Origin of the sequence: Acidovorax sp. (genome assembly GCF_034519795.1) — a bacterium.
Taxonomy (GTDB): domain Bacteria; phylum Pseudomonadota; class Gammaproteobacteria; order Burkholderiales; family Burkholderiaceae_C; genus Acidovorax.
On the sequence record NZ_JAXHOB010000009.1, the window covers coordinates 56488 to 76272 of the forward strand.

The following is a 19785-nucleotide window of genomic DNA, read 5'->3' on the forward strand; positions in this document are numbered from 1 at the left end:
CCCAATTCGCATTGCTTTAGATCCAACAAATCATCGATTGGATCCAATTCTATACATGAGGATCCAATATGACAATGGCGTTGCGAAGCCTTGCCCAAGTTCTGATCCAATAGCGCCATGAGATCCCGCACCACCAAGCCGCTTGCGCTGCACCAGGTCATCCGCGACGCGCTGCGCCATGACATCCTCAGCGGCAAGCTCGCGGCAGGCCACCAATTGCGGCAGGACGCGCTGGCCACGCAGTTCAACGCCAGCCGCATCCCCGTGCGCGAGGCACTGCGCCAGCTCGAGTCGGAAGGCCTGGTGGTGCACCACCTCAGCCAGGGCGCGGTGGTGGCCGGCATGAACGTGCAGCAGATCTGCGAGCTGCTGGACATCCGCGTGGCGCTCGAATGCCATGCCGCCAAACTGGCCGTGCCCAACATGGTGGAGCGCGACTTCGAGGCCATGGAGCGCATCCTGGACGACTACAGCCAAAGCGAGGTGGTGAGCGACTGGGCCGAGTACAACCGCCAGTTCCACCTGGCGCTCTCGGCCCCGGCGAACAACATGCGCCTGAAGCGGCTCTTCGAAGAGTACTGCCTGAACACCGACCGCTATACCCGCCCTGGCCATGTCCAAGGCCACGGGCAAGGACAAGCCGCAGTCCGACCACTACCAGCTGGTGGCTGCCTGCCGCGCGCGCGACGTCGGCAAGGTGGTGTCGCTGCTCGAAGAGCGCGTCGACAACACCCCGCAAGGAGTTGCTCGCCACCGCGCGCGAACAGCAGATGCAAGGCGGCGACGTCCCGGGCTTGCTGCAACTGGCCTGAAGGACAGGCAAGCCCGGCCGCCGTGGCCAGGCTGTCGTTCTCGGATCGCGGTGCTGCCCAGAGACACAGGCGCCGGGGCGTTCATCGCCATGAATCGGCCCAGGGCCTGTTGACACCCATTTCGCGACCCCGAAACGCGGCTTGACAGGCCCCCAGGCCGACCGGCCGCACCAAAGCCGCCCAACACGCGCCGAGACAGTGCGCCCGCCCACCAAACAGGTGCATGGCGCTGGCGGATCCCAGGTTCGGGAAAACACCAGGGTCGATCCCAAAATCTTCGTATATCTTTACGTACACATTGAAATATACGCTTCACCAGGGCCAAGGGCACCTGCTTCCCTGGGTTGGCACAAGCCTTGCACTGAACATATACGAAGAGATATACAGATTCACCCTCCCCGCCTCGCAGGAGGCTTCTTCCCTCCTGAAAGAAAGCGACCCATGCTCTACTACTTTGCCTACTGCACCTGGCTCAACGATCCCGAGATCCGCCGCTTCTGGCCCACTACCAAGGCCATCACCAAGGCGCATGCGCCAACCACCGCCTGCAGTTCCATGCCGCCGGCGAGCGCAGCGACCGGGGCTGGTGCCACCTCAACGGAGTGGCCGATTCCGTAGGCAACAACGCCCTGGGCGTGGTGTTCGAGCACGAACCCCACCAGCTTAACGAGGACTACGACGACTTCGAGCGCTTCTTCCTGACCGTGCATGGCGAGGACGGCAAGGCCTACGACTGCTGGACCTACCGCCTGTCCAACCCCGGCATGGCCATGCGCCGCCCAGCTTCTGCAGGGAGCACATTCCTGCCGGGTTGAAGGCCTGGAAGCTCCTGCCGACTACATCGAATCGGTGCAGGCCACGTTCGACGCGGCCGCCCCCTGCCCGCGCGCGGACCGCCCCAACCCATCGGCTATCCCGGGCAAGTCCGCCGAAAGCCGCTGACCGGCACCCGCACCCACCCGCATCCCTACACTCTCGCGCGTACTTGAAAGGACATCACCATGCATTTCCTGAAGCGACCATTCCGCAGCGGCCTGCTCTTGCTGGCGGCCGCCATTCCACTCCTGGGCATGGCCCAGGCGGCCACCCCCTCGCCGCTGAGGTGCCTGCGGAGATCAGGCGCGCGGCGTGTTGCGGGTGGGCTCGCAGCAGACGTTTCCGCCCATCGAGTTCCGTGAGCCGGGCAAGAGCGAGGTCACCGGCGCCAGCCGCGACCTGCTGGCCGAGGTGGCCCAGCGCCTGGGCCTCAAGCTCGAATACGTGCAGGCCGAATACTCGGCGCTGATCCCCGGCCTGGAGGCCGACCGCTTCGACCTGGCGTCGGGCGGCATCAGCGACACCGAAGAGCGCGAGCAGAAGGTGGAGCTTAGTGAACTACCTGTTCTCCGGGGGCAGCATCCTGGCCCTGGCAGCCAACAAGGACAAGCTCGAGACCATCGACGATTTCTGCGGCAAGGGCGTTGCCACGCTGCTGGGCAGCCGCGTGATCATGGCCCAGGTGGAGGCTGCGTCGGAGCGCTGCGTGAAGGCCGGCAAGGGCGCGATCCGCGCCGAGCAACTGCCCTCGGCGCCGGATGCGCGCATGCAGCTGGACCTGCGCCGGGTCGATGGCTACCTGGGCGACTTCCCGGCCCTGGTGTACATGGGCCAGCAGTTTCCCGACCGCTACCGCATCGTCGGCGGCAACTACATGCTCACGCAGTACATCACCTCCTGGGGCTTTGCCAAGAACCGCACCGGCCTGCGCGATGCGGTGCAAAAACCACGCAGTCCATGCTGGACGACGGCACCTACAAGAAGCTGCTCGACAAATGGGGCGTGGCAGGTGCCGCCCTGCCGGCCATCAGCGTGAACCTGCCCGCCTCCAAGCGCGGCAAATGCTTCGGCAGCCCATCCCGGGCAGTGTGCCAACAGACCCGGCGCCGCCCGCCTTTCTTCCTGCCCTGACCCGGGGCGTTCGTGTGACCCCCGCTGCCCCTGCCATCTTCAACCCTTGCCCCCGCCAGGCCGCGCCGCGTGGTGCACCGCCGCCCATGGGGACCCTGGATCTTCGCCGGCTGGTGCTGGCGGGCCTGGCGGTCCTGCTGCAGGCCGCCATCCGGGCCAAGGTGATGAACCTCACGGTCTTCATGGAATACCTGTTCAGCCGCCTGGTGCTGGAGGGCGCCATCAACTCGCTGATGCTGGGCACCACGGCGCTGCTGCTGGACGGCATCGTCGGGCTGGTGGCCGCGCTGATGCGCGTGAGCGGCAACCCCATCCTCACGGCGTTTGCGTCGACCTACATCTACCTGTTTCGCGGCACGCCCATGCTGATCCAGCTGATCTTCTGGTTCAACACCTTCCCGATCATGTTTCCGCAGCTGCACGTCGCCATCCCGTTCACCAGCTGGGTGCTGCTGGACGCGCCGATGACCTCGGTCATCACGCCCCACGTGGCGGCGCTGATCGGGCTGAGCCTGGCCGAGGGCGCCTACATGGCCGAGATCATCCGCGGCGGCTTCCTGGCCGTGGACAGCGGCCAGCGCGGTGCGAAACGTGCCATCGGCATGCCGCACGGCCTGCTCATGCGCAAGGTGGTGATTCCGCAGGCGGCGCGCATCATCGTGCCCGCTGCGAGCAGCCGGTACATCCTGCTGCTCGAAGTCCACCTCGCTGGCCTCGGCCATCAGCTACCTGGAGCTGCTGCGCATCTCCACCGACATCTATGCCGCCAACTTCCAGGTGGTGGAGCTGCTGGCTGTCGCAGGCTTCTGGTACCTGGTGATGACGGCCTTTGCCACGGCGCTGCAGACCACCCTCGAGAAATTCTTTCCCCACCGCTAGGCGCACCATGTCCCTGACGCCCCCCAACGCCATCGAACTGATGGAAGTGACCAAATTCCGAGGCACGCAATGCGTGCTGCGCAATGTCAGCGCCCAGATCCCGCGCGGCCAGGTGGTCGCCGTGCTCGGCCCCTTCGGGCGCAGGCAAGTCCACGCTGCTGCGCTGCGTGACCCACCTGGAGAGCCATCGACAGCAGAAGCAAGATCATCGTCGGTGGAAACTGGTGAAACTACACCCGCTTTTAACCCACTGCACCAAACCACCAAAGATCAGGCTACGCGCGAGCACCGGCGCGGTGCCCAGAGAACGGCCTGTTTCGCCATTTGTGCGTGCTCGACAACGTGATGGCCGGCCCGCTGCATGTGCTGCGCCAACCGCGCGCCCAGGCGCGCGGAAAGGACCTGGCGCTGCTGCACCGGGTGGGCCTGGCGGAAAAGGCCGGGCCTACCCGCACCAGCTTTCGGGCGGGCAGCAGCAGCGCGTGGCGATTGCGCGCGCCCTGGCCATGGAGCCTGCGGTGATGCTGCTCGACGAGCCCACCAGCGCGCTCGACCCCGAGCTGGCGCAGGAGGTGATCGCCGTCGTGCGCCAGCTCGCCGAAGACGAGCATCACCATGCTGATGGCCACGCACGAGATGGCACTGGCGCGCGACCTCGCCGACCGGGTGCTGTTCATGGTCAACGGCGAGATCGTCGAGGACGTGCAGCCAGCCCGGCGGTTCTTCGACGGCCCGGCCAGCGACCGGGGCCGCCAGTTCCTCTCGCACCACCTTGCCGGAGGCACTCAAAAAAAGATATCCCTGCCGGGGAGACGATTGAACGAGGAACCGCCATGAACCACAAAATACAGCACCTGCACCATGTCTGCATCGTCGTGCACGACCTGGACGCTGCGGTTGCGTACTACGAAAACCTGGGCATGGGCCCCTGGTTCGACTACCCCAAGGGCCCGCCTTACGTGGCCTTCGAGGTGCCCAGCAAGGCCGCCTCCGACGCCATGCGCTACAAGTGCCTGGACCTGGCCAACTTCCAGCTCCAGCTGTGCCAGCCGTCCTTGCTAGACTCGCCCCAGCGGCGCTTTCTGGACACGCACGGAGAAGGCGTCTACCACCTCGGTTTCGAGGTGGCGGACTGCGATGAGGCCGAAGCCCAGGCGCGCCAGGCCGGCGTTGCGCCCACCGCGCGCGGGCGCCGGGCGGACCGCTCCGGCTTCACCTACTTCGACACGCGCGCCGGTGCCGGCGTGGTTCTCGAGGTACGCAAGACAGCCTGACGCCACCAGTCACCCCCACCCATCCCTGTTGCCACCCACGCACCATGCTCGCCACAATGGGAACTCCATGACCCGCATTCAGAACGGTACGGCGCTGATCGCCCACGATGTCCACCAGCAGCTGCGCGACAGGATCCTGTCGCACGAGGTCAAACCCGGTGAACGCCTGGTGGAGGACGACATCTGCGCGCTCCTGTCCGCCGGCCGCACCCCCGTGCGCGAAGCCCTGCTGCGCCTGCAGGGCGAAGGCCTGGTCCGCCGCAGCCGCGGCTGGGTGGTGGGCACGGGCGCGCCGCTGGCGGTGCGCAGCATCTTCGAGAGCCGCATGGCCATCGAAGGCTATGCCACGCGGCTGGCGGCCGAGCGCGCATCGCCCGAGGCACTGCAGGAGCTGCGGCAGATCCTCGCGGCCATGGACCAGGCCGAGGCGGTCTCGCGCAGCGAGGTCAACCGGCTCAACCAGATCTTCCACCGCCGCGTGGTGGCGCTCTCGGCCAATGCGTACTTCGTGGAGCAGCACGAGCGCACCCAGTTCCAGTACTGGAGCCTGCGCCTGCCGGTGATCTTCGCCAAGGACCAGCTGGCCCATTCCGCCAAGGAGCACCACGAGATCCTCGAAGCGCTGGAGCAGCGCGACGGCGACCGTGCCGAGCACCTCACGCGCGAGCACATCGCCACCACGATGCGCATCGTGGCCGATGCGCTCGACGAGCGCTGAACGCATAGCCCAACCAGTAGCAGCCGCGATGACCGCCCGGCACCTGCAGGCTGGCGACAGCCATCTGTATCCCGGCGCGCGCCTGGGGGGCCGCAGTGTCCCGGACTGGGCCCACTGGCAGGCCGGCGATGCAGTGGTGGTCGAATTCGCCGACCTCACCGTGGGCGAAGGCCGGCTCGCCGTCGGGCCCCCGGGCGGCTGGCTGCTGCACCTGGCGGCGCGCAGCACCGCCAAGGGCGCGGCCATCGCGGCCCAGACCTGGTGGCTGGATCCGCACCCGCACCCCCTCGGGCCTGGCCTGCTGCGCGTGCGCCGGCCCCCTGCCTGAGCCATTTTTTCTACCCCCACCCATGTACGCCCACACCTCGGGCTGCCTGCTCCTGCTGGGGGCCATGGCTGGCTTTTCTGTCTCCGATGCGCTGGTCCAGCACGCTGGATCGGGGCTCGACGCCGCCCAGCTCGCCTGGCTGCGCTATGCGCTGCTGCTGGTCACTGCCATCCCCCTGGCAGTGCGCAACCCCCGCGCTGCTGCGCTCGGGGCGCCCGTTCGTGCAACTGGGACGGGCCTGCGGGCTGGTCGGCTCCGCCGTGCTGTTCCTGCAGGGCATCAAAACCCTGCCCATTGCCGACGCCACGGCGCTGGTGTTCGCCTCGCCGCTGTATGTGACGCTGCTGTCCTGGCTGCTGCTGCGCGAGCCCTTGGCGCTGTGGCGCAGTGCCCCGGTGCTGTGGCGCAGTGCCCCGGTGCTGCTCGGTTTCGCCGGCGTCCTGGTCGTGGCGCGGCCCGGTGGTGCGGGCTTCGACGCCGCCATGCTCTTCCCGATGCTGTCGTCCATGGCCTGGGCCGGCGCCGTCATCTGCACCCGCCTGCTCAGCGGCACCGACACCGCGTCCACCACCATGCTGTATTCTGCCGCGCTCGGGGTGCTGGCCCTGTCGCTGCCCGCCATGGACATGGACCTGCGCGCCCTGGCCCGGCAATGGCCCTGGCTGCTGGCCATGGCAGGCAGTTGGTGCATGGCGCAATGGCTGCTCATCGGGGCCTACCGCCTCGCGCCGCCATCCGCCATCGCACCGCTCTCCTACTCCCCACTGCTCTGGGCCGCCTTGCTCGGCTGGCTGGTGTTCGGCCAGGTGCCCAGCGCGCAGACACTCCTGGGCATCGCGGTGATCGTGCTGAGCGGCCTGTGGGCCACATGGATGGCGCGGCGGGCCAATCCCCGCAGCTGAAACCAAGTTCGGTAAAACGGGATGCCAGGTTCGGCTGCGCATGGTGCCAGTTTCGATGCGCAGTGCCCATACTTGGAGCCTGATGTTTCATACGGGCAACGATCCATGTTCTACGCAATCAGCTGGTTTCTCTCGTTCATGCTGCTGGCCCTGTGGTCGCTGGCCTGCTGGGGCGTGCATGCGGTGACGGTGTGGGCGGTCGGCAGCGCCGGCGCCCTGGCCGGTGGCACCGCCGCCATCGATGCAGTCCTGCTGCCCGAATGGATCAAGGTCTGGATACCGCCCCAGTTGGCCGAGGACTTCGGCGCCATGATCGCCTCCGTCGGGCCAGTGTTCCAGGCGGCGCTGGAAACGGTGCCCGCCCTGTCGGGTGCCGTCACGGTGCTGGCCGTGGTCATCTGGGGGCTGGGTGCGCTGGCGCTGTTGGCCCTGGCCGTGGGGGCGCATGTGCTGATCGCGGTGCTCAAGCGCCGCACGACGGGTTCCGGTCTGTCTGGCGTGGCGGCAGTGAGATGACGCGGGTCTGGAGTCGGCTCGTCCCAATCTGCCTACGCCGAGGGGGCGAGGATCGATAGAGAGCAACGATCTGCAGCCGCAGGTTCAGCGCTCCAACCATCGCTTTGCGATGAAGCTCGGCCACATGTCGGATGACCTGATAGGGCCTGGTGGTGGATGCCCCCATTCGGACGGGTGGTATGCCGCCTCGGGACTATCTCCGGGGTGTTTGCAGTGCTACTGCTGGACCAATTCAATCCGGTAGCCGTCTGGGTCCTGGATGAAGGCGATGTGTTCGATGTCTGTCCGGTCTGGCGACATTTCAGAGAGGGGGCCGGGTTGGCGGATGACCGTGGCGCCGGCGCGCTCAAGCAGTCTGCAAGTCGCATGAACGTTGCTGCATCCTACTGCGATGTGCCCGAAGGCATCCCCAATGGCATAAGTCCGGTCGCCCCAGTTGTGCGTCAGCTCGATGACCGCAGCGGTGCTTTCCTCCCCGTATCCGAGAAAGGCCAGAGTGAATTGCCCCTGCGGGTAGCGCTCCTTGCGCATCAGTGTCATTCCCAGCAGCCTGGTATAGAAGTCCACGGAGCGCTCCAGGTCGGAAACCCGAAGCATGGTGTGTAACAGGCGCGTGGGTAGGCCATTGAATGAAGTCTCTGCGATGTGGGTCATGCTCTGCCCTGTGCGGCTTGTGTGGATTCGTGAACTGGCTGCCCATCGTCGGATCGGCAGCCACTCGGGAGCGTTGTCAGCCTTGGGCTGCCGCAGAGCCCAGTTCTTCGTTGGTGTAGGCCTTGCCACCAATGCCCCACATGCCGTCGATGGCGTACTTCAGGTTCACCCAGATTTTCTCGCGCGGGTGCTTGCCGTCGCAGGCGTCGTAGATGATCTGCGTGGCCTCGGCCACATAGGCTTCCTGAATCTCTCTGGACGCAAAAGCGAAGGATGGCGTCAGCCACTCGACGATGGCGACAGGTGTGGGCTCCAAGCCCGCAAATGTGCTGTCGGCAGAGACGTCGGAAATGTGTCCAATCACATTGGGTGTGAAGAATTTGTTGCCGGTCAAGCCGTGCAGCTTCAAGAAAGCTTCAGAGAGCCGTGCCATCGTCGTATGTCGGCGGTCTTTCGGCAGAAGGCCTTCGGTGATGATGAGTGTGAGTGGCATTTTTTCTCCAGGAACGATTTGCTGGGTGCATGACTCCGCATGGCTCGGTCTTGCGCTGTGCACGGGACATCCGCGCTGGCGTACTGTGCGATGTCCACGGTGTTGTGGAAATCCTTTGCGCAGATCAATGCTTGTGCAGAAAATGCACAAGCATGAATGATTTGAACCTGGACGATTTCTATTTGTTTCTGCAAGTGGCGAACGCGCAGTCGTTCTCAAGAGTTGCACGTGATCGCAATGTCGCCCCCAGCCATGTCTCGCGAAGAATTGCGCACATTGAGGCCGTTTGCGGCCTGCGGCTTGCCCATCGAACTACCCACAGCCTTTCCTTGACAGAAGAAGGGGAAGTTTTTCTGGAGCACGCCCGCAGAATCCTTGATGAAGTTGGCCAGCTTCAGGACGGTATTGGCGGGCGCAGCAATAGCATTTCGGGCGTGGTGCGAATCAGCGTGAGCCAGTTGCTCTCGGAGTATGTGGTGATCCCCCGCTTGCACAAGCTGGCCGTGCTCCATCCCGGGCTGTCCCTGGAACTGCAGGTGGAAGATCGCTTGGTGGACATGGCGGACGAGTCGATAGACATCGCCATTCGCGCGGGCGCTGAACCTGCTCAGGCTGCAGTCGCCAGAACGCTGGGTACGCATGGCCGTGCCCTCTATGCATCACCAGCCTACTTGCGCAAGTGGGGCACTCCGAAGTCGATCGACGACTTGTCCGAGCACCGACTTATCTCCAATGCGGCCACCAGGTCCCACAATCGATGGGAGTTTCATCGCGACGGGACTCAGTCACCTTGGAAGTACAGGGGAATGTGCGTGTTAACAGCAGCGCATCTGTCATTTCTCTGGCTCTGTGCGGAGCCGGAATCGCGCGAATCAATGACGTGATTGGCAACGCGCTGGTTGAAGCTGGGCGGCTCCGTCCAGTCTTGGGCAAGCTCGTACGTCCGGGTAGCAGCCCTGTGTATGCTGTGATTTTGAGCACCAGGCACAGGGCCCCCAAGATACTGGCAGCGATGGCCTTTCTTGAATCCTGCTTTTCGGATTTCAGAGAGCCAGCAAGGAAATCCTGACCTATGGACCTCTTCGCCTGCGCACCAAAGATAAAGCGCAAGCTTTGGTCCATAGCAGAACTGAAGTACCGGGCGCCACCCTATCCATCCCGCAGCGAACCCGCTTCACCCATTAGCCTGTCCAGCAACCTCGCCACATGCACCGCCTCCCGCTGCGCCCCATCCGCGATCTGGTGCCGGCAACTGGTCCCATCCGCCACCACGATGGCATCGGGGTTCTTGCGCACCGCAGGCAGCAGCGCGGTCTCGGCCATCTGCATCGACACCTCGTAGTGCGATGCCTCGTAGCCAAAGCTGCCGGCCATGCCGCAGCAGGAGCTTTCGATGAGCTCGGGCCTGGCGTCGGGGATCAGGCGCAGCACCTCCAGGATGGGGGGCACGGCGCCGAAGGCCTTCTGGTGGCAGTGGCCGTGCAGCAGGATGGGTTGGCCGGCGGGCTTGAGGGATGGCGCAAAGCGCCCGGCCTTGGCCTCGCGGGCCAGGAATTCCTCGAACAGGAGGGCTTGCTGGGACACGGTCACGGCCTTGTCGCCCAGGCCCATCACCAGGGCCTCGTCGCGCAGGGTGAGCAGGCACGAGGGCTCCAGGCCCACGATGGCGATGCCGGCCTGGGCCAGGGGCAGCAGGGCGTCGATGAGTGCGCCGGCTTTCGCCTTGGCTTCGTCGACCATGCCGGTGGCCAGGTAGGTGCGGCCGCAGCAGTGGTGGCCGCCGGCTTTTTCCACGGTGTGCAGCACATAGCCGGCGGCGTGCAGCACGCGCGCGGCGGCCAGGGCGTTCTCGCTCTCGAAGGTGCCGTTGAAGGTGTCGACGAAGAGCACGGCCGTCTTGCGGCCGGCCTGGGCGGCGGCGATGGTGTCGTCCTTGCCTGCAAACAGGGAGGCATCGTGGCTGCGCCAGAAGGTGTCGCTGCGCCAGGCGGGCAGTGAGCGCCTGGCCGAAAAGCCCAGCAGCTTTTCGCCCAGCCAGGCCGCGCCGGGCACGGTGTTGCGCAGGTTGAGCAGCCAGGCGAAGTGGCTGGCGGTGCGTGCATAGCCGGGCAGGTGGGCCACCAGCCGGTCCTTGAGCGTATGGCCGTGGCGGCGCTTGTAGTGATCGAGGAACTCGACCTTCATCTTCGCCATGTCCACGCCCGTGGGGCAGTCGCGCTTGCAGCCTTTGCAGCCCACGCACAGGTCCATGGTGTCGTGCATGGCCTCGCTGGTGAAGGCGTTGGGCCCGAGCTGCCCCGACACGGCCAGGCGCAGGGTGTTGGCGCGCCCGCGCGTGAGGTGCTGCTCGTCGCGCGTCACGCGGTAGCTGGGGCACATGGTGCCGGCGTCGAACTTGCGGCAGTGGCCGTTGTTGTTGCACATCTCCACGGCCTTGGCAAAGCCGCCGGTCACGTCGCCGCCGGTGCCGGGGGCGGTGGTCACCTCGGTCACCGGGTCGGCCTGCACGTTCCAGGCCGACCAGTCGAGCACGGGGGTGAGGGGGATGCGCTTGTAGGGCCGGGGCGCCGTGGGCGGGGCAAAGCGGAACAGCGCGCCGTCGTCCATCTTGGGCGGGTCGATGATCTTGCCGGGGTTGAACAGGCCGATCGGGTCCAGGTGGTTCTTGATGGCGCGGAACGCCTCGTTGATGGCAGGGCCGAACTGCCACTCGATCCACTCGCCGCGGCACAGGCCGTCGCCATGCTCGCCGCTGAAAGCGCCCTTGTACTTGCGCACCAGGGCGCTGGCCTCTTCGGCAATGGCGCGCATCTTGGCGGCCCCGTCGGTGCGCATGTCGAGGATGGGGCGCACATGCAGCGTGCCCACCGAGGCGTGGGCGTACCAGGTGCCCCGGCTGCCGTGGCGGGCAAACACCTCGGTCAGGCCGTCGGTGTACTCGGCCAGGTGTTCGAGCGGCACCGCGCAGTCCTCGATGAAGCTCACGGGCTTGCCGTCGCCCTTGAGGCTCATCATGATGTTCAGGCCCGCCTTGCGCACCTCCCACAGGTTCTTCTGTGGGGCCTCATCGGGCATCTCGACCACGCTGCCGGGCAGGCCCAGGTCGCCCATCAGCTCCACCAGCTGGCGCAGTTGCGGCAGCAGGGCGGCCTTGTCGGTGCCCGAAAATTCCACCAGGAGGATGGCGGCTGGCTTGCCGATGAGCGCCGTCTCCACCGTGGGGCGAAACGCCGGGTTGGCCAGGGCCAGCTCGATCATGGTGCGGTCCACCAGCTCCACGGCCGTGGGGCCGAGCTTGACGATGTGCTGCGCCGAATCCATGGCCGCGTGGAAGGTGGGGAAGTTCACGATGCCCAGCACCTTGGCGCGCGGCAGCTCGCTGAGTTTCAGGGTCAGGCTGCGCGTGTAGGCCAGCGTGCCCTCGGACCCCACCAGGAGGTGCGCCAGGTTCACGCTGCCGTCGGTGGTGTAGGGCTTTTCGCTCTGGTTGTCGAAGATGTCGAGGTTGTAGCCCGCCACGCGGCGCAGCACCTTGGGCCAGTGCTCGGCGATGTCGCTGCGGTGCTGCACGGCGAGCTGGCGCACATGCTGGGCAATGGCCGTGGCGCGCGGGCCCAGCGTGGCCAGCGGGCCGAAGTCGACCAGTTCGCCGTCGCTCAGCCAGGCGCTCGCGCCCAGCACGTTGTGGACCATGTTGCCATAGGCAATGGAGCGCGAGCCGCAGGAGTTGTTGCCCGCCATGCCGCCCAGCGTGGCTTGGGCGCTGGTGGAGACGTCCACCGGGTACCACAGGCCGTGGGGCTTGAGCTGTGCGTTGAGGTGGTCGAGCACGATGCCGGGCTCCACCGTGGCCGTGCGGGCCTCGGTGTCCAGCGCCAGCAGCTTGCGGAAGTGCTTGGTGTTGTCGATCACCAGCGCCGCGCCCGTGGTCTGGCCGCACTGGCTGGTGCCGCCGCCGCGCGCCAGCACGGGCACCTTGAGGTCGCGCGCAATGTCGATGGCCACCGCGATGTCGCGCTCGGTGCGTGGCACCAGCACGCCGGCCGGCATGATCTGGTAGATGGAGGCATCGGTCGCGTAGCGCCCGCGCGAGCCGGCATCGAACAGCACCTCGCCCTCGGTCTCGCTGGACAGGCGCCGCGCCAGCGCCTCGCAGGTCTCGTTGGGGGGCAGGGTGGTACCGGCTGGCTGCAGGCTGCTGGCGGGTTCGATGCGCATAAGTGCTGAGGTCCTAGGTGGATGCTTTTCGCTGGGGCTTGGGGTAGATCTCGCCGGCGCGCAGCAGCTCCAGCACCGTATCGCGCTTGCGCAGCACGTGGGCCACCAGCACCTTGCGCATGGCATCGGCGTCGTGGGCGGCCAGGGCTTCGATCATCTGTTCGTGCTCGGCCACGGCCAGCTTCCACTTGGCTTCGTTCTGGTTGGTGCGAAAGCGCAGCGACTGCACGCGCGCGTTGATGGAGCGGTAGGTGGCCGTGAGCACCGGGTTGCGCGCCGCCGCGTTGATGGCGGTGTGGATGTTGTTGTTGATGCGGTAGTAGCCCGACAGGTCGCGCCGCGCGAAGCAGGCCATCATTTCGTAGTGCACGGCGCGCAGCTCGGCCAGTTCCTCGTCGCCGATGCGCTGCGCGGCCAGCTCGCCCGACATGCCTTCGAGCATGGCCAGCACCTCGAAGGTGTTCACCACGTCCGCCTCGGTGAGCTTCACGGCCACCGCGCCCCGGTTGGGCAGCAGGTCCACCAGGCCTTCGGCGCCCAAGAGCTTGATGGCTTCGCGCAGCGGGGTGCGCGATACGCGCAACTGCTCGCTCAGCTCGCGTTCATTGAGCTTGGCGCCGGGCGCGATCTGGCCTTCCACCAGCATGGTGCGCAGCCGCGCAGCGACCTGGTCGTGCAGTGCGAGGCGGGAGATTTCAATGATTTCAGCCATGGGTTGCTTTCTTGATTGAATTTTGCATGCAAAAAATGGCGCTATCAACGGCCAATATAAAGGGTATTCCCGCATGCGTTCATGTTTTTTGCATGCAAAACTGAAGGCAGAAAGGACGCTCCATGCTTCAACTCGACTTTCATCCCACCGGCCGCCATTTCTTGCAGATCCCGGGCCCGAGCCCGGTGCCAGACCGCATTTTGCGGGCCATGAGCCTGCCCACCATCGACCATCGGGGCCCCGAGTTCGGGGGCCTGGGCCTGAAGGTGCTCTCGGGCATCCAGAAGATCTTCCAGACCCGCCACCCGGTGGCGATCTACCCCGCTTCCGGCACCGGTGCGTGGGAGGCGGCCCTGTGCAATACCCTGAGCGCGGGCGACCATGTGCTGATGTTCGAGACCGGGCACTTCGCCTCGCTGTGGCAGAAGATGGCCACACGCCTCGGTATCTCCACCGAGTTCCTCACCTGGGAGGGCAAGGATGAGCACCTGCCCCAGGCCGGCGGCTGGCGCCGCGGCGTGCAGGCCGACCTGATCGAGGCCCGCCTTCGCAAGGACACGGAGCGCAAGATCAAGGCCGTGTGCGTGGTGCACAACGAGACCTCCACCGGCGTGACTTCCGACATCGCCTCGGTGCGCAAGGCCATCGACGCCGCAGGCCACCCGGCATTGCTGATGGTGGACAGCATCTCGGGCCTGGCCAGCGCCGACTTCCGCCACGACGAATGGGGGGTGGACGTGACCATCAGCGGATCGCAAAAGGGCCTGATGCTGCCCCCGGGCATCAGCTTCAACGCCCTGTCGCCGCGCGCGCTTGAAGCCTCGAAGACCGCCACGCTGCCGCGCGCCTTCTGGGCCTGGGACGAGATCGTGGAGATGAACAAGGACGGCTACTGGCCCTACACACCCAACACCAACCTGCTGTACGGCCTGTCCGAAGCGCTGGACATGCTGCTGGCCGAGGGCCTGCCCAACGTCTTCGCGCGCCACCAGCGCTGGGGTGCGGGCGTGCGCGCCGCCGTCAACGCCTGGGGCCTGCCCATCCAGTGCGCCGACCCGGCGGTGTACTCGCCCGTGCTCACGGGCGTCATCACGCCCGAGGGCGTGGACGCCGATGCCCTGCGCCGCCTGATCCACCAGCGCTTCGACCTCTCGCTGGGCACGGGCCTGGGCAAGCTCAAGGGCCGCATGTTCCGCATGGGCCACCTGGGCGACAGCAACGACCTCACGCTCATTGCCATGGTCGCGGGCGTGGAGATGGGCATGAAGCTCTCGGGCATTGCCCTGGCCGGCAGCGGCGTGCAGGCGAGCATGGATTACTTCGCCAGCCATGCAGCGCCTGCGGCATTGAAGAAGGCGGCGTGAACGCCGCCCGTTCCTCTTTTTCCTGATCGGGGCACCAGGCCAGCGCGCGTGCGCTGGCCTTCGCCGTGCCCGGCGCGGCCTGGAGCCGTGGAGACACCGTGTTTTTCTGCCGCCGGGTGCGTTGCGCGTGCCTGATGCGGATTTGCCTTCAAACGTATAACGTCGTTGGGTCGCCTTGCCGTGCTAAAGCACTGTCTGCGGCTCCCCGCCTAGTTCTCCGATTGAATGCAAATCCGTATGAAGCGGCGCCTTGCTGGGTTCATTCAAACCAGGCTCACAGAGCCACGAAGGAGACAAGCGATGATGAAAAGACGTTCCCTGATCCAGACCGCTGGCGCGGCGGTGGCCACGCTTGGCGCGCCGCGCCTGTTCGCGCAGGAGTGGCCGAGCGGCCCGGTGCGCATCATCGTGGGCTTTCCGCCCGGTGGCGGCACCGATGCGCTGGCGCGCGTGGTGGCGACCAAGCTGTCGACCATGTGGAAGCAGTCGGTCATCGTGGAGAACAAGGCCGGCGTTTCGGGCGTGCTGGCGGCCGAGTACGTGTCGCAGCAGCCCAGCGACGGCAGCACGCTGCTGATGGCGCACATCAACAGCCATGCCCTGGCGCCCAGCCTGCAGCCCAAGCTGCGCTACGACGTGCAGCGCGACTTCGTGCCCATCGTGATGGTGGGCGTCACGCCCAACCTGCTGATCGCGGGGCCGGGGCAGAAGGCGCTGACCGTCAAGGAGATCGTGGCCCTGTGCAAGGCCGACCCCGGCAAGGTGAGCTTCGGCTCGGCCGGCCCGGGATCGGCCCAGCATCTGGCGCTGGAGATGTTCAAGCTGCAGGCGGGCGTGGATGCGCTGCATGTGCCCTACAAGGGCAGCGCGCCCGCGCTGGCCGACCTCATGGGCAACCAGATCCAGTTCTGCTTCGAGACGATGACGGCCGCCACCCCACACGTCAAGAGCGGCAAGGTGGCCGCCGTGGCGCAGACGCGCACCAAGCGCGCCAAGGGGCACCCCGGCGTGCCGACCATGCAGGAGCAGGGCTTCAACGGCTTCGAGGCCACCACCTGGTACGGGCTGGCCGGGCCGGGCAAGCTACCATCGGGCATCGCCGACAAGATCAACCGCGATGTGAACACGGTGCTGGCCATGCCCGACGTGCAGGAGCGCCTGGACACCTATGGCGCCGAAGACGGCGGTGGATCGCGCGACAAGTTCAAGGACTTCATCGCCACCGAAATCGCCAAGTGGGGCAAGGTGGTGAAGGATGGCAACGTCAAGGTAGAAAGCTGAAAACAATGGCCGAAAACGACCCGACGCACGCAGTGGCCCAGGCGCTTGCTGCCGCATGGCAGGGCGGACAGACCACCAGCGCCCAACCCTGGGCCCTGGCCGATGCCGCTGCAGCCTATGCCGCGCAGGATGCGCTGGCGCAGGCCATGGGCTGGTTCCCGCCGGGCCCGGCGCGGCATTGGAAGTCGGGTGGCCCCAACCGCCAGGCCGTGCTCACGCATGCACCGCTGCCGCCAGCGGGCGTGCGCTGCAGCCCGGCCAGCTATGCCGACATGCTGTTCCACACCATCGGCATCGAGGCGGAGATCGCGCTGCGCCTGGGCCAGGCCGTCTCGCCCGCGCAGGCGGCAGCGCTCACGCCCGAGACGGCAGGCATGTTCGTCGACGCCATGGCCGTGTCGATCGAAATCGTGGATTCGCGTTGGGCCGAGGGCGGTGCTGCACCGGCCCTGCTTCGCTTGGCCGACCTGCAGTCGCACGGCGCGCTGGTGCTGGGCGAGTGGCTGCCCTATGTGGCGCGCGACTGGGCGGCGCAGCGTTGCGTGGCGCGCATCGGCCAGCACGAGCCCGTGGTGCGCACGGGCACCCATCCACTGGCCGACCCGGTGTGGCTGCTGCACACCTGGCTGCAGCACGCCACGCGCCAGGGCGCCACGGTGGCTGCGGGCACGGTGGTGACGACCGGCTCGTGGGTGGGCATGCTGCCGGCCCAGCGCGGTGACAAGGTGGAAGTGGAGTTCGACGGCGTGGGCAGCGCCGCAGTGCAGCTCTGACCGCCAGGCCCTGTCAGAACGAAGAGCCGGGCTGCCGGAGGAACTCCAGCTCATCCGGGGTGGAGGTGCGCCCCAGCACTGCATTGCGGTGCGGGTAGCGGCCAAAGCGCGCGATGATGTCGCGGTGCCTGACCTCGAAGGCCAGGTTGTTCTCCAGCCCCGGCTGGTCGAACAATTCCATGGCCTGGGTGTGGATCACCAGCGATTCGCTGTGCATGTAGGGCATGTAGGCAAATGCACGCTGCGCCACGGGCAGGGCCTTGTGCTGGCCGCTGGCCACCAGCTCCTGCGCCAGGGTCAGGGCCTGCGCATCCTGCGCAAACGCCAGTGCGGTATCGCGGTGGATGTTGCGCGAGAACTGGTCGAGCACGATGATCTCGGCCAGCCGCCCTTCGGGCGTGGCGCGCCAGGGCGACAGCTCGCATTGGCGTGCGGCCTGCAGCGTGGCACCGAAGCGGGTGGCGATGGTCTGGTCGAGCCCCTCGTCCTTCACGAATTGCTGCTGGGGCGTGAGTTCCTGGAACCAGAACCGGAGGATGTCTTCTTCGCGTGGCATGGGCAATGGATCTGCGGATAGGGGGCCGCCATCATAGGTGCTGGCCTGCGGTGCGGTCAGCCGAACTGGTAGGAGGCCATGGCCACCTCCATGGCATGGTCGACAAAGACCCGGTGCCCCACGTCGGCACCGGCGGCACCTGCCACCACCATCAGCGGGATCAGGTGGTCCTCCTGCGGATGCGCCAGGCGTGCGCCGGGGGCCTCTTGCCAATGCACCAGCATGTCATTGCGCTGCTGCGCGCTGGGTGCGGTGATGGCGGTGTTCAGGAAGGCTTCGAAGGCCTCGGCCACGGGCGTGGACTGCGGCCTGCCGAAGCCGCGCATGTTGTGGTACGTGAGCCCGCTGCCCATGATGAGCACGCCTTCGTCCCGCAGCGGTGCAATGGCCTGGCCCAGGCGGATGTGCTCCGCCGGGTCGTAGCTGGACTTCATCGACAGCATGACCACCGGCACATCGGCCTCGGGGTACATCAGGCTCAGGGGCACGAAGGTGCCGTGGTCGAAGCCGCGGTGGGCGTCTTCCCCCCACCCGATGCCGGCGGCACTGAGCAACTCGCCGACGCGCCCTGCAAGCGCCTTCGATCCGGGTGCCTTGTACTGGATGCGGTAGGTGTGCTCGGGAAAACCGGAGTAGTCGTACTCCATGGGCGGGTGCTCGGCGGTGGAGACGGTGAACTCCTGCGCCTCCCAGTGGCCGGTGATGACCAGCACGGCCTTGGGCTTTGCGGGCAGCAGGCCGGGCATCCGGGCGAACTCGCGCGCCGTCTTGGCGAACAGCTGCTTCATGCCATCGACCCACGGCCAGGGGCCGCCGCCGTGCGAGACGAAGAAGGTGGGAAAGGTGGGGGTGGCGGTCATGCGGCTCCTTGGCCCGGGGAGAAGTGGGGGTCCCCGGTGCGATGGATCGAATATAGGGTCCATCAAAAGGCGCACAAGCCGGTATGGCCGGGACACACTGTCCGGCAGGCAGGACAATCAAGGCCCGCTTCCCACCTTGCTTTATGGGCTGGGGCGGGGAGCGGGTTGGCTCAGTGCTTCGTCAGGCGGATCTTGCCGTCGCGCACGTACTGGTTGTACTGGTCCTTCGGTATCGCGGCCGAGCCTGCGATATCGTCCTCGACCGACCAGCTCAGCGTGGTGCTGTCGGGCGAGGTGATCAGCTCCACCGGGCCTTCGGGGATGACTATGGGGGCGCCATCGCCGGGCGTGTAGGTCACATGGCCGTGGATGGTGGCGTGCTGGGTGTGTGCTGCTTGTGTCATGGCAAATCCTCGTGCGGCAGGGCCGCTATTGGTATTTGCCCATTACAGCGCTGCGCGCGCCCGCGCATTGTGGGACCACGCGCCGTGCCGGTGCGGGGCAGGGGCTCAAGGCGGCAGTACCGCCTGCTGCGTATTGCGCTCGGTGCGCACCAGGTACAGCCCGCTGCCGATGATGATGGCCCCGCCGATCAGCGTGTAGGCACCCGGCATGGCCTGCCACAGCACCCAGTCCAGGCCCATGCCCCAGGCCAGGGCGGTGTACTCGAACGGCGCGACGACGGACGCTTGGCCGTGGCGGAAGGCCTCGGTGATCGCCAGTTGGCCGAGAAAGCCCGACACCCCCATGGCGGCCACCAGCGGCCAGTGCGATGCGTCCACCGCCTTCCACTGCGGCAAGGCCAGGGCCGTGGCGCCCAGGGCCAGCATGGCCGTGGTCCAGAACACCAGGCTGGCGCTCGAATCGGTGCGCGTGAGCAGGCGCCCGGCGATGGCCGAGATGGCGTAGCCCGTGGCCGCACCCAGCACGGCCAGCGCGCCCACGGAGAGCATGGCCTCCTGGCTCGGGCGCAGGGCCACCACCACGCCCACCAGGCCGAGCACGATGGCCACCCAGTGCGCGCCGCGCACCTTCTCGCCCAGCACCACGGTGGACAGGGCCGTGATGAGCAGCGGGGCGATGAAGAACAGCGTGTAGGCCTCGGCCAAGCCGAGCTCGCGCAGAGCAAAGGCGAACAGCGCCAGCATGGTGATGTTGATCGCGCCGCGCAGCAGGTGCAGCGGCCAGCGCACCTTGAGCAGTCCGCGCACCTCGCCGCGCCACAGCACGTACAGCGTCACCAGGGGCAATGCAGCAAGCCCGCGCATGGACGCGACCTGCATGGCCGGGTAGCTGCCCGACAGGGTCTTGAGCAGTGCGTCCATCACCGAAAAGCAGCCCACCGCCAGGCACATGGCGATGATGCCGCGCAGGTTGGCCGAGAGGGGCGCGGTGGCAGAGGTGGGCTGGCTGGACGGGGTGGCCTGGGCGCTGGGCTCAGCCACCGGCGGCTCCTGGCGGTGCAATGGCTGCAAGGGCAGCCGGGGTGGGGTAAGGC

General features: G+C 66.7%; 22 protein-coding genes and 3 pseudogenes. 17 read left to right on the forward strand and 8 right to left on the reverse strand.

Going from position 1 to position 19785, the window contains the following annotated elements:
• Nucleotides 1–117: 117 nt before the first annotated feature.
• The 13 genes and pseudogenes from U5N23_RS10775 to U5N23_RS10835 all read left to right on the forward strand — a co-directional run bounded on the left by U5N23_RS10775 (nucleotide 118) and on the right by U5N23_RS10835 (nucleotide 7376).
• A complete protein-coding gene (locus U5N23_RS10775; RefSeq protein ID WP_322592807.1) occupies nucleotides 118–957 on the forward strand; it encodes a GntR family transcriptional regulator in 840 nt (279 codons plus the stop codon).
• A 296-nt stretch (nucleotides 958–1253) separates the two neighbouring features.
• Complete coding sequence (locus tag U5N23_RS10780) at nucleotides 1254–1430, forward strand: hypothetical protein (protein ID WP_322592808.1); 177 nt, start codon at nucleotides 1254–1256, stop codon at nucleotides 1428–1430.
• Nucleotides 1415–1627, forward strand: coding sequence for a hypothetical protein (locus tag U5N23_RS10785; RefSeq protein ID WP_322592809.1), 213 nt, complete (start codon nucleotides 1415–1417; stop codon nucleotides 1625–1627). Before U5N23_RS10780 ends, U5N23_RS10785 begins: the two co-directional genes overlap by 16 nt.
• Before the next feature lie 322 nt (nucleotides 1628–1949).
• A pseudogene (locus tag U5N23_RS33120) lies at nucleotides 1950–2126 on the forward strand (transporter substrate-binding domain-containing protein); the annotation flags it as partial.
• Nucleotides 2127–2181: 55 nt separating this feature from the next.
• Nucleotides 2182–2664 carry a transporter substrate-binding domain-containing protein gene (locus tag U5N23_RS10790; RefSeq protein WP_322592810.1) on the forward strand — a complete coding sequence of 161 codons (483 nt, stop codon included), beginning with the start codon at nucleotides 2182–2184 and terminating at the stop codon, nucleotides 2662–2664.
• Between the two features lie 181 nt (nucleotides 2665–2845).
• On the forward strand, nucleotides 2846–3655 hold the full coding sequence (locus U5N23_RS10795; protein WP_322592811.1) for an ABC transporter permease subunit: 810 nt from the start codon (nucleotides 2846–2848) through the stop codon (nucleotides 3653–3655).
• 66 nt (nucleotides 3656–3721) lie between these two features.
• A pseudogene (locus tag U5N23_RS10800) lies at nucleotides 3722–4123 on the forward strand (ATP-binding cassette domain-containing protein); the annotation flags it as partial.
• Between the two features lie 130 nt (nucleotides 4124–4253).
• Nucleotides 4254–4475, forward strand: coding sequence for a hypothetical protein (locus tag U5N23_RS10810; RefSeq protein WP_322592814.1), 222 nt, complete (start codon nucleotides 4254–4256; stop codon nucleotides 4473–4475).
• Entirely contained in the window at nucleotides 4472–4912 is a 441-nt protein-coding gene (locus U5N23_RS10815; protein WP_322592815.1) for a VOC family protein, read from the forward strand. Before U5N23_RS10810 ends, U5N23_RS10815 begins: the two co-directional genes overlap by 4 nt.
• A gap of 67 nt (nucleotides 4913–4979) precedes the next feature.
• Nucleotides 4980–5630 carry a GntR family transcriptional regulator gene (locus U5N23_RS10820; protein ID WP_322592816.1) on the forward strand — a complete coding sequence of 217 codons (651 nt, stop codon included), beginning with the start codon at nucleotides 4980–4982 and terminating at the stop codon, nucleotides 5628–5630.
• Between the two features lie 28 nt (nucleotides 5631–5658).
• Nucleotides 5659–5958, forward strand: a complete 300-nt coding sequence (locus U5N23_RS10825; protein ID WP_322592817.1) for a hypothetical protein — start codon at nucleotides 5659–5661, stop codon at nucleotides 5956–5958.
• A 221-nt stretch (nucleotides 5959–6179) separates the two neighbouring features.
• A complete protein-coding gene (locus U5N23_RS10830) occupies nucleotides 6180–6860 on the forward strand; it encodes a DMT family transporter (RefSeq protein ID WP_322592818.1) in 681 nt (226 codons plus the stop codon).
• Nucleotides 6861–6965: 105 nt separating this feature from the next.
• Nucleotides 6966–7376 carry a hypothetical protein gene (locus U5N23_RS10835; protein WP_322592819.1) on the forward strand — a complete coding sequence of 137 codons (411 nt, stop codon included), beginning with the start codon at nucleotides 6966–6968 and terminating at the stop codon, nucleotides 7374–7376.
• Between the two features lie 216 nt (nucleotides 7377–7592).
• Here U5N23_RS10835 and gloA read toward each other — a convergent pair whose 3' ends face one another.
• Nucleotides 7593–8030, reverse strand: a complete 438-nt coding sequence (gene gloA, locus U5N23_RS10840) for a lactoylglutathione lyase (protein WP_322592820.1) — start codon at nucleotides 8028–8030, stop codon at nucleotides 7593–7595.
• 76 nt (nucleotides 8031–8106) lie between these two features.
• Nucleotides 8107–8523: a 4-oxalocrotonate tautomerase gene (locus U5N23_RS10845; RefSeq protein WP_322592821.1), complete on the reverse strand. Its 417-nt coding sequence runs from the start codon at nucleotides 8521–8523 to the stop codon at nucleotides 8107–8109.
• Between the two features lie 152 nt (nucleotides 8524–8675).
• On the opposite strand from U5N23_RS10845, the pseudogene U5N23_RS10850 reads away from it, so the two are divergent.
• Nucleotides 8676–9592, forward strand: a pseudogene (locus U5N23_RS10850) (LysR family transcriptional regulator).
• Nucleotides 9593–9672: 80 nt separating this feature from the next.
• Here the strand turns inward: U5N23_RS10850 and U5N23_RS10855 are convergent.
• Both U5N23_RS10855 and U5N23_RS10860 read right to left on the reverse strand, forming a co-directional pair.
• Nucleotides 9673–12741 (reverse strand): FAD-binding and (Fe-S)-binding domain-containing protein, encoded by a 3069-nt coding sequence (locus tag U5N23_RS10855; protein WP_322592823.1) that lies wholly within the window; start codon nucleotides 12739–12741, stop codon nucleotides 9673–9675.
• Nucleotides 12742–12754: 13 nt separating this feature from the next.
• Nucleotides 12755–13453, reverse strand: coding sequence for a GntR family transcriptional regulator (locus U5N23_RS10860; protein ID WP_322592824.1), 699 nt, complete (start codon nucleotides 13451–13453; stop codon nucleotides 12755–12757).
• A 122-nt stretch (nucleotides 13454–13575) separates the two neighbouring features.
• On the opposite strand from U5N23_RS10860, the gene U5N23_RS10865 reads away from it, so the two are divergent.
• The 3 genes from U5N23_RS10865 (at nucleotide 13576) to U5N23_RS10875 (ending at nucleotide 16871) form a co-directional block, all read left to right on the forward strand.
• Nucleotides 13576–14817: a pyridoxal-phosphate-dependent aminotransferase family protein gene (locus tag U5N23_RS10865; protein ID WP_322592825.1), complete on the forward strand. Its 1242-nt coding sequence runs from the start codon at nucleotides 13576–13578 to the stop codon at nucleotides 14815–14817.
• 303 nt (nucleotides 14818–15120) lie between these two features.
• Nucleotides 15121–16098, forward strand: coding sequence for a tripartite tricarboxylate transporter substrate binding protein (locus U5N23_RS10870; RefSeq protein ID WP_322593221.1), 978 nt, complete (start codon nucleotides 15121–15123; stop codon nucleotides 16096–16098).
• Between the two features lie 5 nt (nucleotides 16099–16103).
• Nucleotides 16104–16871 (forward strand): fumarylacetoacetate hydrolase family protein, encoded by a 768-nt coding sequence (locus tag U5N23_RS10875; RefSeq protein WP_322592826.1) that lies wholly within the window; start codon nucleotides 16104–16106, stop codon nucleotides 16869–16871.
• A 13-nt stretch (nucleotides 16872–16884) separates the two neighbouring features.
• Here U5N23_RS10875 and U5N23_RS10880 read toward each other — a convergent pair whose 3' ends face one another.
• The 4 genes from U5N23_RS10880 to U5N23_RS10895 form a co-directional block, all read right to left on the reverse strand.
• The gene (locus U5N23_RS10880) at nucleotides 16885–17427 is read right to left on the reverse strand and encodes a DUF924 family protein (RefSeq protein WP_322592827.1); all 543 of its coding nucleotides are present in this window, start codon (nucleotides 17425–17427) and stop codon (nucleotides 16885–16887) included.
• 56 nt (nucleotides 17428–17483) lie between these two features.
• Complete coding sequence (locus U5N23_RS10885) at nucleotides 17484–18287, reverse strand: class III extradiol ring-cleavage dioxygenase (RefSeq protein WP_322592828.1); 804 nt, start codon at nucleotides 18285–18287, stop codon at nucleotides 17484–17486.
• Nucleotides 18288–18457: 170 nt separating this feature from the next.
• Nucleotides 18458–18691 (reverse strand): hypothetical protein, encoded by a 234-nt coding sequence (locus tag U5N23_RS10890; RefSeq protein ID WP_322592829.1) that lies wholly within the window; start codon nucleotides 18689–18691, stop codon nucleotides 18458–18460.
• A gap of 105 nt (nucleotides 18692–18796) precedes the next feature.
• A complete protein-coding gene (locus tag U5N23_RS10895; RefSeq protein ID WP_322592830.1) occupies nucleotides 18797–19732 on the reverse strand; it encodes a DMT family transporter in 936 nt (311 codons plus the stop codon).
• Between the last annotated feature and the right edge of the window lie 53 nt (nucleotides 19733–19785).

Coding starts and splice junctions, on each gene's coding strand:
- U5N23_RS10775 (WP_322592807.1), top strand. CDS start 118: ATGAGATCCCGCACCACCAAGCCGCTTGCGCTGCACCAGGTCATCCGC.
- U5N23_RS10780 (WP_322592808.1), top strand. CDS start 1,254: ATGCTCTACTACTTTGCCTACTGCACCTGGCTCAACGATCCCGAGATC.
- U5N23_RS10795 (WP_322592811.1), top strand. CDS start 2,846: ATGGGGACCCTGGATCTTCGCCGGCTGGTGCTGGCGGGCCTGGCGGTC.
- U5N23_RS10810 (WP_322592814.1), top strand. CDS start 4,254: ATGCTGATGGCCACGCACGAGATGGCACTGGCGCGCGACCTCGCCGAC.
- U5N23_RS10815 (WP_322592815.1), top strand. CDS start 4,472: ATGAACCACAAAATACAGCACCTGCACCATGTCTGCATCGTCGTGCAC.
- U5N23_RS10820 (WP_322592816.1), top strand. CDS start 4,980: ATGACCCGCATTCAGAACGGTACGGCGCTGATCGCCCACGATGTCCAC.
- U5N23_RS10825 (WP_322592817.1), top strand. CDS start 5,659: ATGACCGCCCGGCACCTGCAGGCTGGCGACAGCCATCTGTATCCCGGC.
- U5N23_RS10835 (WP_322592819.1), top strand. CDS start 6,966: ATGTTCTACGCAATCAGCTGGTTTCTCTCGTTCATGCTGCTGGCCCTG.
- gloA (WP_322592820.1), bottom strand. CDS start 8,030: ATGACCCACATCGCAGAGACTTCATTCAATGGCCTACCCACGCGCCTG.
- U5N23_RS10845 (WP_322592821.1), bottom strand. CDS start 8,523: ATGCCACTCACACTCATCATCACCGAAGGCCTTCTGCCGAAAGACCGC.
- U5N23_RS10855 (WP_322592823.1), bottom strand. CDS start 12,741: ATGCGCATCGAACCCGCCAGCAGCCTGCAGCCAGCCGGTACCACCCTG.
- U5N23_RS10860 (WP_322592824.1), bottom strand. CDS start 13,453: ATGGCTGAAATCATTGAAATCTCCCGCCTCGCACTGCACGACCAGGTC.
- U5N23_RS10865 (WP_322592825.1), top strand. CDS start 13,576: ATGCTTCAACTCGACTTTCATCCCACCGGCCGCCATTTCTTGCAGATC.
- U5N23_RS10870 (WP_322593221.1), top strand. CDS start 15,121: ATGAAAAGACGTTCCCTGATCCAGACCGCTGGCGCGGCGGTGGCCACG.
- U5N23_RS10875 (WP_322592826.1), top strand. CDS start 16,104: ATGGCCGAAAACGACCCGACGCACGCAGTGGCCCAGGCGCTTGCTGCC.
- U5N23_RS10880 (WP_322592827.1), bottom strand. CDS start 17,427: ATGCCACGCGAAGAAGACATCCTCCGGTTCTGGTTCCAGGAACTCACG.
- U5N23_RS10885 (WP_322592828.1), bottom strand. CDS start 18,287: ATGACCGCCACCCCCACCTTTCCCACCTTCTTCGTCTCGCACGGCGGC.
- U5N23_RS10890 (WP_322592829.1), bottom strand. CDS start 18,691: ATGACACAAGCAGCACACACCCAGCACGCCACCATCCACGGCCATGTG.